Raw genomic sequence first — 12,713 nt, 5'->3', positions numbered from 1 at the left:
GACCAGTGAGACAGGGGAGGACGCCGTGGACGATGCCGCCAGTATTTTCATCGGACTCGGCGAGGGCGGACCGCAGCGGCTGGTCCTGAGCCGTGCCAATCGCCACGGGCTGATCGCAGGCGCGACGGGAACCGGCAAGACCGTCACGCTCCAGGGTCTGGCGGAAAGCTTCTCGGCCGCGGGCGTCCCCGTGTTCGTCGCCGATGTGAAGGGCGACGTTGCCGGCATCGCCATGGCGGGCTCGCCGACGCACAAGGCGCATGAAGCGCTGACCCAGCGGGCGCGGGAGATCGGCTATTCCGGCTGGTCCTACGCCGACAATCCGGCGGTGTTCTGGGACCTTTACGGCGAGCAAGGCCATCCGGTCCGGACCACCGTATCCGAGATGGGTCCGCTGCTGCTGTCGCGCCTGATGAACCTCAACGAGACGCAGGAGGGCGTGCTCAACATCGCCTTCCGCCTGGCGGACGAGGACGGGCTGCTGCTCCTCAACCTCGAGGACCTGCAGGCGCTGCTCGTCCGTTGCGCCGAGAAGGCGTCCGAGCTCACCGCCCGCTACGGCAATGTCAGCAAGGCCAGCGTCGGCGCTATCCAGCGACAGCTCCTCCAGCTCGAAAGCCAGGGCGGCGATCGCTTCTTCGGCGAGCCGGCGTTGGAGATTGGCGACCTGCTGAAGATCGACGAGCAGGGTCGCGGCTACGTCAACATCCTCGCCGCGGACAAGCTGATGGCGAGCCCGAAGCTCTACGCCACCTTCCTGCTCTGGCTCCTGTCGGAGCTGTTCGAGGAGCTGCCGGAAGTCGGCGATCTTCCCAAGCCCAAGCTCGTCTTCTTCTTCGACGAGGCGCATCTGCTGTTCGAGGATGCGCCGAAGGCGCTCCAGGACAAGATCGAGCAGGTCGTGCGCCTCATCCGCTCCAAGGGCATCGGCGTCTATTTCGTCACGCAGAATCCGATCGACATTCCCGAGGATGTGGCGGGCCAGCTCGGCAACCGGATCCAGCATGCGCTGCGCGCCTACACGCCGCGCGACCAGCGGGCGATCAAGGCGGCGGCGGAGACCTTCCGGATCAATCCGAAGCTGGACGTCGAGACGGCGATCACCGAGCTGAAGGTCGGTGAGGCCCTGGTGTCGATGCTCCAGGAGGATGGGGCGCCTTCGCCGGTTGAGCGGACATTGGTGAAGCCGCCCCGTTCGCGGCTCGGACCGCTGACCGCTAAGGAGCGGGCGATCATCCAGTCCATCTCGCCGGTCGAAGCCAAATATGACCAGGCCGTGGACCGCGAGAGCGCCGAGGAGATTCTGAAGGCGCGCGGCGAGGAAGCGGCCGCTGCCGCTGCCGCCGCCGAAGCGCGGGAGGCCGAAGAGAAGGCGGCCGCCGAACGCGCCAAGGTCGAGGCGAGGGCGCGAGCGCAAGAGGCGCGGGAGCGCGCGCGGCTGGAGCGGGAGCGTCGAGCCAATCCGTCGATCGGCGACGCCATGGTGCGCCAGGTCGGAAAATCGCTCCAACGCCAGGTGGCGAACAAGGTCGCACGCTCGCTCGTGCGAGGCCTGCTCGGCGGATTGTTCAGGGGGAGATAGGAAGATGAACAAGGCCATGGCGGGCGGGGCGATGACATTGCCCGAGCTGACGGTGCGCGGCATCGCGCTGGGCGGGCTCATCACCCTGCTGTTCACGGCCGCCAACGTCTATCTCGGCCTCAAGGTCGGCCTCACTTTCGCCACGTCGATTCCTGCGGCGGTCATCTCGATGGCGGTGCTGCGCTTCTTCGCTTCCTCGAACATCCTCGAAAACAACATCGTCCAGACGGTGGCGTCGGCGGCAGGAACCCTGGCGGCGATCTGCTTTGTGCTGCCCGGATTGGTGATGGTCGGCTGGTGGCAGGGCTTTCCCTTCTGGACGACGGCGCTCGTCACTGCGCTCGGCGGGCTCCTCGGCGTCATGTTCTCGATTCCGCTCAGGCGGGCGCTGGTCGCCGAATCCGATCTTCCCTATCCCGAAGGGCGCGCCGCGGCCGAGGTGCTGAAGGTCGGCGAAGGCTCGCGCAGCGGTGATGCGGAAAGCGCGGCCGGGCTTCGGGTGATCGTCACCAGCACGATTGTCGCGGGCGCCTTCAACGCGCTCACCTACATGCGTTTCGCGGTCTCGGAGGCGAGCCACTTCTTCCGGATCGGTCCTTCGGCGACCGGTATCGCGGGCGGGCTTTCCTTCGCCCTGCTCGGCGCCGGCCATCTCGTCGGCCTGACCGTGGGCCTTGCCATGTTCACCGGGCTCGTCATCGGCTGGGGCATCGCGACGCCGTGGCTGACGGCGCTGGCCGCCCCCGCGGGCGATGCCGAGAGCTTCGCCACCGGCGTCTGGCTCAATCAGGTTCGCTTCATCGGCGCCGGCGTGATCGGCGTCGCGGCGATCTGGACCCTGCTGCGCATCATCGGCCCGATCCTGTCCGGAATCCGCAGCGCCATGGCGGCGTCCCGCGCGCGCCGCGTCGGCGGCGAGGGGCTGCCACGCAAGGAGCGTGACATTCCCATCGGCATCGTCGCGCTGGTTTCCGGCGCGGCACTGATCCCGATCACCTTCCTGCTCATGGACTTCATCGACGGCGGACCCTTGGCGGGCATTTCGGTGCCGCTGATCGCCGTCACGCTGGTCTTCGTCCTCCTCGTCGGCGCCTTCATAGCTTCGGTCTGCGGCTATATGGCGGGCCTCATCGGCGCGTCGAACAGCCCGATCTCGGGGGTCGGTATCCTCGCCATCCTCGCCGCCTCGATGCTGTTCGGCCTGCTCTTCTCCTCGGGCCTGGGCGAAGGGTCGGAGGATGCGCTTATCGCCTATGCGCTGCTGGCGACGGCGATCGTGTTCGGCGTCGCCACCATCTCCAACGACAACCTCCAGGACCTCAAGACCGGTCAGCTGGTCGGCGCGACGCCGTGGCGGCAGCAGGTGGCGCTGGTCTTCGGCGTGCTGTTCGGCTCGATGGTCATCCCGCCGGTGCTCGAGCTGCTCAACGCCGCTTATGGTTTCGCCGGCGCGCCCGGGGCCGGGCCGAATGCCCTGCCGGCGCCCCAGGCGGCGCTCATCTCAGCGCTGGGAAGCGGCGTGCTGGGCGGCGATCTCGACTGGAGCCTGATCGGCATCGGCGCGGCCTTGGGCGTCGTCATCGTCATCATCGACGAGCTGCTGGCTCGCACCGGCAAGGCGCGGCTGCATCCGCTCGGCGTGGGCATCGGCATCTATCTGCCGATGGGAACGACGATGACGGTAGTCGTCGGTGCCGTCCTCGGCTGGTTCTACGATCGCGCCGTCGAACGCCGCGCCGCCGATCCGGAACGGGCGAAGCGGATGGGCGTGCTGACCGCGACCGGCATGATCGTCGGCGAGAGCCTGTTCGGAGTCGCCTATGCCGGCCTGGTCGTCGGCAGTGGGAGCGACGCGCCGCTGGCGCTGGTCGGCGACTCCTTCCGGCCGATCGCGCTTATCGGCGGCACCTTGCTGTTCGCGGCGACGGCCTGGTGGCTCTACCGCCGAGCCATCCGCGCGAGCGCGTCGCTGGCCGCGACCTAATAGCCGAAGCCCCGAACGACCTGGTGCCCTTCGAGAATATGGGCCCGCAGTTCGGCGGCGGACCATGTGCGGTTGATGCCCATCTCGGCCTGCTTGACCAGGTCGACGATGTGGCTGTTGACCGGCGCCTCGCGGCCGAGCGAGCGGGCGAGCTTCACCACCTCGCCGTTCAGATAATCCACCTCCGTCTCGCGGCCGGCGGCGAGGTCTTCCGACATGGAGGAGCGGGCCTTGGGATCGATCTTCTGGACCCGGAGGAGGAAATTGCGGAACACGAAGTCGGGCGCGCCGATGGCGTGGGGCAATAGCCTGGGCGGGATCGGGCCCGTCGCCACGGGCTCGATGCCGGCAAGCTGCAACAGCTCCAGCGTCTCGATCATCGCCGCTGCCAGCACGCGCCGATAGTCGCGCTGGTTGAGCTCCTCGAGGATGGTGAGGCCGGAAAGCGCGTTGATCGCGTTATTGAGATTGAGGAGCAGCTTGCCCCAGGCGACCGGAAGCATGTCCCTGGCCAGCAGCAGCTTGCCGGGGCGGTCGCCGATGCGGGCGGCGAGCGCGCGGGTCGCCTCGCTCTCGGCGGCGGTGAGGTCGCCCCAGGTCGCCCGGTGCCAGCGGCCGGCGCCGGTGCGCACGACATTGTAGGGGACCATTCCCTGGACGACGTCGAACCTCGGCAGCAGGCGCTTCAGGGTCTCGGCGTTGCTGATGCCGTTCTGGAAGCTGATGACGGTGGTGCCGGGCCGGGCGTGCCGGGCGATCTCCTTCGCGGTCGCCTCGGTGCCCGTGCTCTTGACGGTGAGGAGGATGATATCCGCCTTTTTCAGCGCCGCGGCTTTGGTCGTGAAGTCCACAAGCTCAGGCGCGAGATGGATGCGCCATCCGTCCTGGTCGCTGAGGCCGAGGCCATGGTCGGCAATCTCCTGACGGACGCGCTCCCGGCCGAGGAAGGCGACCTTGCGCCCGGCCGCCAGCCAGGCCCCCCCGATGAAGCAGCCGACCGCACCGGAGCCGAAAACGACGATGCGCGGATCGTCCTTCAAGGCTCAGCCGCGGCCTCGATAGGCGGGGACACCCTGATCGGGCAGCCACAAGCCGGCCGGCGGCTCGCCCGACTGCCAGAAGACGTCGATGGGAATGCCGCCCCGCGGATACCAATAGCCGCCGATGCGCAGCCAGAGCGGCTTCATTTCGGCGAAGAGGCGCTCGGCGATGCCGACGGTCACGTCCTCGTGGAAGCCGTTATGGTTGCGAAAGGAGGACAGGAAAAGCTTCAGCGACTTGGATTCGACGATCGTCTCGCCGGGGGCATAGTCGAGGACCAGGTGGGCGAAATCGGGCTGGCCGGTCACCGGGCAGAGCGAGGTGAATTCGGGCGCGGTGAAGCGGACCAGATAGGGCCGCCCGGGACGCGGGTTGGGCACATAGTCGAGCCTTGCCTCCTCCGGCGAGGCGGGGAGGGGGCTCGTCTGGCCGAGATGGGTGATGGTCATGGCGCGATCTCTAGTGCGTCGCGCGCGCCCTGTCATGACAGAAGCGGTGCCTACATGCGGACGACATCGTCATTGCGAGCGTAGCGAAGCAATCCAGTGAGGCCTCGGCGAGGCTGGATTGCTTCGTCGCTTTGCTCCTCGCAATGACGGTTGGATCGCTGACTATAGCGCCTGGCGCTTCAGCCGGGCCCTGAGGTCGTGCATGCCGATGCCGTCGATCGCCCCGTCCTTGTCGTCGGCGACGACGACGCGGGCGATATGGCCGAGGATCTGGCTCATCAGGTCGAAACCCTGCAGGGCGCGCGAGTGACGCTGGAGGATGACCGGGTCGCCAGCGAGCTGATCGCCCATCATCTCCAGCAGGCGCTGCACATATTCGATCTCTTCCGAGAGCCGCCTTTCGACCAGCTTGGGACACATGGGCGACGCCGCGGACGGCGTGGCGGGCGGCTGGAACTGCGGCTTCCAGATTCCCCGCTTCGCCTCGGCAACGATCGCGTCGACGCGCCGCTGCGCCTCGGAACCGCCGGGACCACCCTGATACTGTCCTGCCTCAGCCTCGCTCGACATGAGTTCGGCGCCCTCCCCAAAGGCACAATGAGTGCTTCTCGTTGGCTCAAGCGGCCACCAGTGGCGGGCTTTAGTGAATTTTCCGTCAACCCCGATCGGGAGCCCTATTTTTTGCGGAGTATACGGTATTCCGCAGTCTTTTACGGACCCGGAACGCGTGCGATAGAGGCAGCATAACAGGAGAGATTGGACCGAAATGCGCTTAAGCCACCGTACCGTTTCGATTGCCCTAGCCCTTGCCCTTTCGGCCTTTGCCGCACCGGGAGCAGCGCAGGAAAGTGAGGACAAGCCCGCCGCGGAGAAGGAGGCGGGCAAGCCGATCCCGCCGCCCCAGGTGTCGGTGACGCGGCACAAGGGTGTCTTCGGGGGCAAGACCGTCTCCTACACGGCGACGGCCGGCGAAACCTATTTGAAGGCCGAGGACGGCACGCCGCGGGCTAGCATCTTCTCGACCTCTTACGTCAAGGAGCCGCGCGATCCCTCGCGCCCCGTGACCTTCCTCTTCAACGGCGGGCCCGGCTCCGGTTCGGTCTGGCTGCACATGGGGGCCTTCGGGCCGAAGCGGGTGGCGATCCCGTCCGACGGCACCGACGACGGCGCGCCGCCCTATCCGATCGTCGACAATCCCGACAGCCTGCTCGACGTTACCGACATCGTCTTCATCGATCCGGTCGGCACCGGCTTCAGCCATGCGCTCGGCAAGACCGATCCCAAGGATTTCTGGGGCGTCACCAAGGACGCGGAGTCGGTCGCCCAGTTCATCCGCCTCTGGCTCAACGACAATGGCCGCTGGAACAGCCCCAAATATCTGGGCGGCGAAAGCTACGGCACCACGCGCTCGGCGGCGGTCGTGAACCAGCTGACCGGCGCCTATAACGACGTTGCCCTGAACGGCGTCATCCTCATCTCGACCGTGCTCGATTTCGGCGCCGGCGCCGACACGCCGGGCAACGAGATGGTCCACGTCCTCAACCTGCCGTCGATGGCCGCGACCGCGCTCTATCACGGCAAGGCGCAGGCCTCCTCCACCGAGGAGTTCGTCGAGGAAGCCCGGCAATGGGCGATCGGGCCCTACGCGACGGCGCTGCTCAAGGGCAACGATCTCCCCGCCGAGGAGCGGGCGGCGGTGCGGCGCGAGCTGTCGCGCTTCACCGGCCTTTCCGAGCAGTATCTTGAGTTGGCGGACCTCCGGGTCGAGCCGTCGCGCTTCTACAAGGAGCTGCTGCGCGATCGCGGCCTCACGGTGGGCCGCCTCGATGCGCGCTATACCGGCCGGGACTATGACAATGCCGGCGAGCGGCCCGACAACGATCCGAGCTTCTACGGCATCGACGCGGGCTACACCGCCGCGATCAACGCCTATGTTCGGGGCGACCTCGATTACCATACCGACCGCAGCTATGTGACGATCGGCCGGGTAGGCCCCTGGGACTGGCGGCTGGGCGACGGGCGGGACAGCGACGCCTATCTCAACGTCGCGCCCTATATCGGCCGGGCGCTGCGCGAGAATAACCAGCTCCGCGTCTTCGTCGGCCAGGGCTATTATGATTTCGCCACGCCCTTCTTCGCCGCCGAATATTCGCTGAACCGCACTGGCATGCCCGATGACCGCATCCACTTCGAATATTATGATTCGGGCCACATGATGTACGTCCGCGACGAGGACCGGGCGAAGCTCAGCGCCGACATCCGGGAGTTCATCCAGAGCCGCTGACTGGCTTTCGTCATTGTAAGGAGCGGAGCGACGAAGCAATCCAGTCCGACGCGGGAGCTGGATTGCTTCCCCCGGCTTTCGCCGGGGTCGCAATGACGCGGAAGATGGGCTAGCTGATCCCATTCCGCCGCGCGTCAGGAGGTGTCGATGGAAAGTCTCGTATCCACCGAATGGCTGGCGGGGGAGCTGGGCGCGGACGATCTGAAGGTCATCGACGCCACCATCTTCCTGCCGGGCGCCGGCCGCGACGCGCGGACGGAATTCGAGGCGGAGCATATCCCAGGGGCCGTGTTCCTGGACCTGGACGAGATCGTCGACACGTCCAACCCGGCGCCGCACATGCTGCCGCCGGCGCATAAATTTGCGAGCCGCATGCAGTCGCTGGGCCTCGGCGACGGCAACCGCTTCGTCGTCTACGACAATTCGCCGCTGCACAGCTCGGCGCGCGCTTGGTGGATGCTGAAGGCGTTCGGCGCGCATTATGTGGCGGTGCTGGATGGCGGCCTTCAGAAATGGAAGGCGGAGGGGCGGCCTCTGGAGAGCGGCAAGGCCCATGTCCGCCACGGCCATTTCACCGCCTTCCTCGACAAGGATGCCGTCGCCGACAAGGCATATGTCAGCGGCCTCGTCCACTCGCCGGCCCATGAGATTGTCGACGCCCGGCCGGCGGCGCGCTTCGCGGGCGAGGACAAGGAGCCGAGGCCTGGCGTGCAGCCGGGTCATATTCCGGGCTCCAGGAACCTGCCCCAGGGCGAGCTGTTCAACGCCGACAACACATGGAAGCGCGGGGACGAGCTGCGCGCGGCCTTCTACGATGCCGGCGTCGAGCTCGACAAACCGATGGTGACGACCTGCGGCTCGGGCGTCACCGCCGCCGTCCTCCTGTTCGGGGCGCATCTGCTCGGCAAGAACGACGTCAAGCTCTACGACGGCAGCTGGTCCGAATGGGGCGCAGACCCGTCCACTCCCAAGGCGACCGGACCGGCATGAGCGACGGCGAGGATGTAAAGCCCGATACCCGGCTGGTCCAAGGCGGGCGGCGCAAGGCGTGGACGAGCGGGATCGTCAATCCGCCGGTGTGGCGCGCCTCCACCATCCTGTTCGACGATGTCGAGGCGATGCGCGAGGCCGGCATCGGGCGCGTCGGCACGCTCCATTATGGCCGGAGCGGGACGCCGACCCAGTGGGCGCTGGCAGAGGCCCTGACGGAACTCGAGCCGGGAGCGGCGGGAACGAGGCTCTTTCCCTCCGGCGTCGCCGCCATTTCGATCGCGCTGATGGCGGTGCTGCGGCCGGGCGACGAACTGCTGATGGTCGACAGCGCCTATGCGCCGACGCGCGCCTTCTGCGACGGCGTGCTGGCGCGGCAGGGAGTGACGACGCGCTATTACGACCCGCTGATCGGCGCGAACATTGCCGATCTGATCGGCGACAAGACGCGCGCGATCTTCCTCGAAAGTCCCGGCTCGCTCACCTTCGAGGTCCAGGATGTGCCCGCTATCTGCGCGGTGGCGCGCGAGCGGGGCGTCGCCACGCTCCTCGACAACACCTGGGCGACGCCGCTCCTCTTCCCGGCGATCGCCGCCGGCGTCGACCTCACCATCCTTTCCTGCACGAAATATATCGTCGGTCATTCCGACGTGATGCTCGGATCGGTCACCGCCAATGAAGGACATTGGAAGGCGCTGGAGCAAACGAGCCGCGCCTTCGGCCAGCATGTCAGCCCCGACGACGCCTGGCTGGCGACCCGCGGCCTCAGGACGATGGGCGTGCGCCTCCGCCAGCATGAGGCCAGCGGCCTCAAGGTCGCCCGCTGGCTGGCGGAGCAGCCGCAGGTGGCCCGGGTGCTGCACCCGGCGCTGCCCGGCTGCCCGGGCCATGACCATTGGACGCGCGACTTCCGGGGCGCGTCCGGTCTCTTCTCCTTCGTGCTGAACGGGGGCGACGAAGCGGCGCGGGCGCGGCTGATCGACGGCCTCCAGCATTTCGGCATCGGCTATAGCTGGGGTGGGTTCGAGAGCCTGGCGCTGCCGGTCGACCCGGCCAAGCTTCGCACCGCCACGAGCCATGAACAGGAAGGGCCGATGGTGCGGCTTCATATAGGCCTGGAAGACGTGGACGATCTTATCGCCGATCTTGCGCGCGGCCTCGCCGGCTATGGAACGGCGGCGTGAACGCGGTTCGCCGCCTTATCGCCGACATCGGGATCGCCATCCCCTCTGATCCCGATCTTGTAACCGCAGCGGTAGCGCTGGGGCTTTCGATCGCTGCCTGGGCCCTGGCCTGGTGGATCGGGCAAAGGCTGGGACCGCCTCTCGCGACCTTGTGGGAACAGCATGCCGGCGACCGGAATGAAGGCATAGGCCCGCGGATGTGCAGCCTTGTCCGGAACTTGTCGGCCGCCGTGCTGCTGGCGATCCTGCTCAAGGCCTATGCCTGGCCTATCTTGGCCTCCTTCATCATCGGGCTCGCCCTTGCCGTCGCGGTGGCGATGCTCGTCACGGCCATCGCGCGAGGGCTCCACCTCGCCCGCTGGATCGCGGGCTCGCTCGCGCTCGTCGCCTTCGTGATGGTGCTGACGGAAGCGGTCGGCGACCTGACGCCGGTCAGCGAAATCCTCGATCAGGTCGGCTTCACCATCGGCGAGCGCCGCTTCTCGCTGCTGACTTTGCTCCAGATCGGCATCACCGTCCTCGCGCTCTATGCCGGTGTGAAGCTGGTGAACCGCCTCGTCCGCCACTCTGTGAAGCGGGCGTCGGGGCTGGATTCCACCCAGCAGCTCCTCGTCGAGAAGCTGGTCGCGATCGGCCTCCTTGTCATCGCCTTCTTCGTCGGCATCGATCTGGTGGGGATCGATCTTACCGCGCTCGCGGTCTTCTCGGGCGCGCTTGGACTTGCCGTCGGCTTCGGGCTCCAGAAGACGTTCGGCAATCTGATCGCCGGGATCATCCTGCTGATGGACCGCTCGATCAAGCCGGGCGACGTGATCTCCGTCGGGCAGAGCTTCGGATCGGTGAACAAGATCGGCGTCCGTGCCGTCTCGATCGTCACCCGGGAGGGCAAGGAGCATCTGATCCCGAACGAGATTTTGATGACCGAGGAGGTCATCAACTGGTCCTACTCCACTCGCGACGTCCGCATGAGCATCCCGGTTGGGGTCGGCTACGGCGCCGATATAGAGCTGGCTCAAAAGCTGATGATGGAAGCTGCGATCGCCTCCGCGCGGGTCCTGGAAAGCCCGCGGCCGAATGTCTGGCTCACCGCCTTTGGCGAGCGGTCTGTCGAGCACGAGATACGCATCTGGATCCGCGACCCGGAGGCGGGGGTTGGCAGCGTCCAGTCGGAGATCCTCAACCGGCTGTGGGTGCTGTTCAAGGAGAACGGCATCGAGCTGCCCTTCCCGCAGCGCGACATCCGCATCAAGGAATGGCCGGAACGGCCGGAGAGCCTGCGGCCGGAGCGATAGTTCCCGTCATTCCGGCGGAAGCCGGAACCCAAGAACACGATGACCTTCGAAGACGCACGATGGTCGATCCCGAGCGCAGCGTACTTGGGTCCCGGCTTTCGCCGGGATGACGTTAGATGCGGAGCAGCGCGATGAGCCTGACGAGGGCGTGGTCCAGCTCGTCGGCCAGGGTCGCGGCGGCGGCCTTGGGCGGCTCGCCTTCGCGGCCGGCGGCGATGAGGGCGGCGACGCCGGCGGCGGCCCAGGCTGCGGTCTCGGCGGCCAGCGCATCGAAGCGGCGGCGGAGGATCGGCAGGGCATCGTCATAGGCGGCGGCGATACGAGCATTCTCGTCGAGCGCGGAGTCCTCGCCCCCGGTCTTCGGCTCGCGCCCCGCGATCTGGCCGACCAGCACCAGCACCTGACGCAGCTGCGCGACCTGCCGGCCGGCATCGGCCACGGTGGGCGCGACGAGAGGTGCGGACTGGTGCGTCATGGCCCCGCTTTCTATCGCGCGGGCGCTAAGGAAGGGCTAACGGCTTTGCGGATCGGCGCACCGGACGGTAGGACGGAAATCGGCCCGCAAGCCCCAGTTCCCGCGTAAAGAGGTCCTCCCATGAAAACCGTTTCCCTTCTCCCATTCATCGCCCTGTCGTTCGTGGCCGCGCCGGCGGCGGCGCAGCTGCCGGACGGCGGCATCACCATTTATGGTGAGGCGAAGGCGGTGTCCGATTATCGCTATCGCGGCATCTCGCGGTCCGACGAGGATCCGGCCTTGCAGGCGAACGTCACCGTGCAGGGCGACAGCGGCTTCTATGCCGGGGCCTGGGGCTCGACGCTCGGCGGCATCGACGATGTGACCGAAGGCGATATCGGCGATGTCGAGCTGGACCTTTATGCAGGCTACGGCACCAGCCTCGGCCTCGGCACCTCAGTGGATGCGGGGGTGCTCTATTATTATTTCCCCGACGGCGAGGGGAAGACCGACTATTTCGAGCCCTATGCGTCGATCTCGCAGCAGCTGGGGCCGGTGCAGGCGACGGCGGGCGCGAAATATGCCTGGGATCAGGCGGCGCTCGGCGGCGAGGACCTGCTCTACCTGTTCGGCGAAGTGGAGGCGGGCATTCCGCTGACGCCCTTCACGCTGACCGCCGGCGGCGGCCGCCAGAGCGCCGGCGCCTTCGGCGACTATTGGAACTGGCACCTGGGCGCCGAGGCGACGATGGGGCCGCTGAACGCCGGCGTTCGCTATGTCGACACCGACCTGCCGGCCGAGCTTCCGAACGTCGATGCCGGCCTGGTCTTCTCGGTCGGGGTGAAATTCTGATCCCCCCTCTCCCTTGAGGGGAGAGGATACGAAGCCTTAGCGACGAAGGAGCTTAGGCGGAGTTGGTGAGGGTGACACCCGTCGAGATTTTTCTCCGAGTCTGTCACCCTCACCCAGCTACGCCTAAACTCGCCGTCGGCTCATTGAGGCTGCGCAACCCTCTCCCATCAAAGGGAGAGGGAATATTATTGCGGGGTCGTGACCGTCGCTTCCTGGCCGGCGCCCTCGGGGACGGCGAGGATGGTCTGGGTCGTGGTGCCCTTGTCGACCACCAGCGTGTCGGGCGAGCCGGCGACCGAGCGGGCGCCGGGAGCGGCGGAGACTTCGGCGTTGGTCTCGCTCATGATCTGCTGCTCGACGCCGCTGCGCGGAGCCTCGCCGCCGAACAGGGCTTCGAGCGCCTCGGTGCGGCTGTCGGCCACGGCCGGGGCGGGTGCGCCGGGGGCGGGCGGAACGAGGGCGAAATCGGGCGGCACGACCAGCGGCTGGGCGCGGGTGACGGCGAACTCGTCCGGCCGGTTGCGACCGCCTCCGAACGCGCCGCACGCCGTCAGCAACAGCGAGGCGGCACTGGCGGCCAGGATGATCTTCGCGATACGCA

At 67.3% G+C, this 12,713-nt stretch carries 12 protein-coding genes; 7 read left to right on the top strand and 5 right to left on the bottom strand.

Features of this window, described 5'->3' with window-relative positions; genetic code table 11:
* Positions 1–25 precede the first annotated feature (25 nt).
* Together DF286_RS02650 and DF286_RS02645 are read left to right on the top strand one after the other, a co-directional pair.
* Complete coding sequence (locus tag DF286_RS02650) at positions 26–1,582, top strand: helicase HerA-like domain-containing protein (protein ID WP_109270031.1); 1,557 nt, start codon at positions 26–28, stop codon at positions 1,580–1,582.
* Between the two features lie 4 nt (positions 1,583–1,586).
* Positions 1,587–3,566 carry an OPT family oligopeptide transporter gene (locus tag DF286_RS02645; RefSeq protein WP_243444690.1) on the top strand — a complete coding sequence of 660 codons (1,980 nt, stop codon included), beginning with the start codon at positions 1,587–1,589 and terminating at the stop codon, positions 3,564–3,566.
* On the opposite strand, the gene DF286_RS02640 is transcribed toward DF286_RS02645, so the two are convergent.
* The 3 genes from DF286_RS02640 to DF286_RS02630 all read right to left on the bottom strand — a co-directional run bounded on the left by DF286_RS02640 (position 3,563) and on the right by DF286_RS02630 (position 5,626).
* Complete coding sequence (locus DF286_RS02640) at positions 3,563–4,606, bottom strand: 2-dehydropantoate 2-reductase (protein WP_109270030.1); 1,044 nt, start codon at positions 4,604–4,606, stop codon at positions 3,563–3,565. The genes DF286_RS02645 and DF286_RS02640 overlap by 4 nt on opposite strands.
* Before the next feature lie 3 nt (positions 4,607–4,609).
* A complete protein-coding gene (gene queF / locus DF286_RS02635) occupies positions 4,610–5,056 on the bottom strand; it encodes a preQ(1) synthase (protein WP_109270029.1) in 447 nt (148 codons plus the stop codon).
* Positions 5,057–5,218: 162 nt separating this feature from the next.
* Positions 5,219–5,626: a hypothetical protein gene (locus DF286_RS02630; RefSeq protein WP_109270028.1), complete on the bottom strand. Its 408-nt coding sequence runs from the start codon at positions 5,624–5,626 to the stop codon at positions 5,219–5,221.
* A gap of 196 nt (positions 5,627–5,822) precedes the next feature.
* Between DF286_RS02630 and DF286_RS02625 the strand changes: the two genes are divergently transcribed.
* The 4 genes from DF286_RS02625 (at position 5,823) to DF286_RS02610 (ending at position 10,806) form a co-directional block, all read left to right on the top strand.
* Entirely contained in the window at positions 5,823–7,340 is a 1,518-nt protein-coding gene (locus DF286_RS02625) for a S10 family peptidase (RefSeq protein ID WP_109270027.1), read from the top strand.
* Positions 7,341–7,487: 147 nt separating this feature from the next.
* The gene (sseA, locus tag DF286_RS02620; protein ID WP_109270026.1) at positions 7,488–8,330 is read left to right on the top strand and encodes a 3-mercaptopyruvate sulfurtransferase; all 843 of its coding nucleotides are present in this window, start codon (positions 7,488–7,490) and stop codon (positions 8,328–8,330) included.
* The gene (metC, locus tag DF286_RS02615) at positions 8,327–9,514 is read left to right on the top strand and encodes a cystathionine beta-lyase (protein WP_109270025.1); all 1,188 of its coding nucleotides are present in this window, start codon (positions 8,327–8,329) and stop codon (positions 9,512–9,514) included. Before sseA ends, metC begins: the two co-directional genes overlap by 4 nt.
* Positions 9,511–10,806, top strand: a complete 1,296-nt coding sequence (locus DF286_RS02610) for a mechanosensitive ion channel family protein (RefSeq protein WP_243444689.1) — start codon at positions 9,511–9,513, stop codon at positions 10,804–10,806. The genes metC and DF286_RS02610 overlap by 4 nt, the downstream gene beginning before the upstream one ends.
* A 112-nt stretch (positions 10,807–10,918) precedes the next feature.
* Here the strand turns inward: DF286_RS02610 and DF286_RS02605 are convergent, their stop codons facing one another.
* Positions 10,919–11,281 carry a hypothetical protein gene (locus DF286_RS02605; RefSeq protein WP_109270024.1) on the bottom strand — a complete coding sequence of 121 codons (363 nt, stop codon included), beginning with the start codon at positions 11,279–11,281 and terminating at the stop codon, positions 10,919–10,921.
* A 120-nt stretch (positions 11,282–11,401) separates the two neighbouring features.
* Here DF286_RS02605 and DF286_RS02600 point away from each other — a divergent pair, with 120 nt between their 5' ends.
* Positions 11,402–12,112 (top strand): TorF family putative porin, encoded by a 711-nt coding sequence (locus DF286_RS02600; RefSeq protein ID WP_109270023.1) that lies wholly within the window; start codon positions 11,402–11,404, stop codon positions 12,110–12,112.
* Positions 12,113–12,297: 185 nt separating this feature from the next.
* On the opposite strand, the gene DF286_RS02595 is transcribed toward DF286_RS02600, so the two are convergent.
* Positions 12,298–12,708 carry a DUF3035 domain-containing protein gene (locus DF286_RS02595; RefSeq protein WP_109271934.1) on the bottom strand — a complete coding sequence of 137 codons (411 nt, stop codon included), beginning with the start codon at positions 12,706–12,708 and terminating at the stop codon, positions 12,298–12,300.
* Positions 12,709–12,713 lie beyond the last annotated feature (5 nt).

The organism is Sphingosinicella humi, from assembly GCF_003129465.1.
Classification (GTDB): domain Bacteria; phylum Pseudomonadota; class Alphaproteobacteria; order Sphingomonadales; family Sphingomonadaceae; genus Allosphingosinicella; species Allosphingosinicella humi.
Note: the sequence above shows the minus strand (reverse complement) of the source record. Positions and strands in the feature narration are given on the sequence as shown.

What these genes read in the sequence shown, in the direction of transcription:
- metC (WP_109270025.1), top strand. Translation starts at nt 8,327, where the DNA reads ATGAGCGACGGCGAGGATGTAAAGCCCGATACCCGGCTGGTCCAAGGC.
- DF286_RS02605 (WP_109270024.1), bottom strand. Translation starts at nt 11,281, where the DNA reads ATGACGCACCAGTCCGCACCTCTCGTCGCGCCCACCGTGGCCGATGCC.
- DF286_RS02625 (WP_109270027.1), top strand. Translation starts at nt 5,823, where the DNA reads ATGCGCTTAAGCCACCGTACCGTTTCGATTGCCCTAGCCCTTGCCCTT.
- sseA (WP_109270026.1), top strand. Translation starts at nt 7,488, where the DNA reads ATGGAAAGTCTCGTATCCACCGAATGGCTGGCGGGGGAGCTGGGCGCG.
- DF286_RS02600 (WP_109270023.1), top strand. Translation starts at nt 11,402, where the DNA reads ATGAAAACCGTTTCCCTTCTCCCATTCATCGCCCTGTCGTTCGTGGCC.
- DF286_RS02645 (WP_243444690.1), top strand. Translation starts at nt 1,587, where the DNA reads ATGAACAAGGCCATGGCGGGCGGGGCGATGACATTGCCCGAGCTGACG.
- DF286_RS02630 (WP_109270028.1), bottom strand. Translation starts at nt 5,626, where the DNA reads ATGTCGAGCGAGGCTGAGGCAGGACAGTATCAGGGTGGTCCCGGCGGT.
- queF (WP_109270029.1), bottom strand. Translation starts at nt 5,056, where the DNA reads ATGACCATCACCCATCTCGGCCAGACGAGCCCCCTCCCCGCCTCGCCG.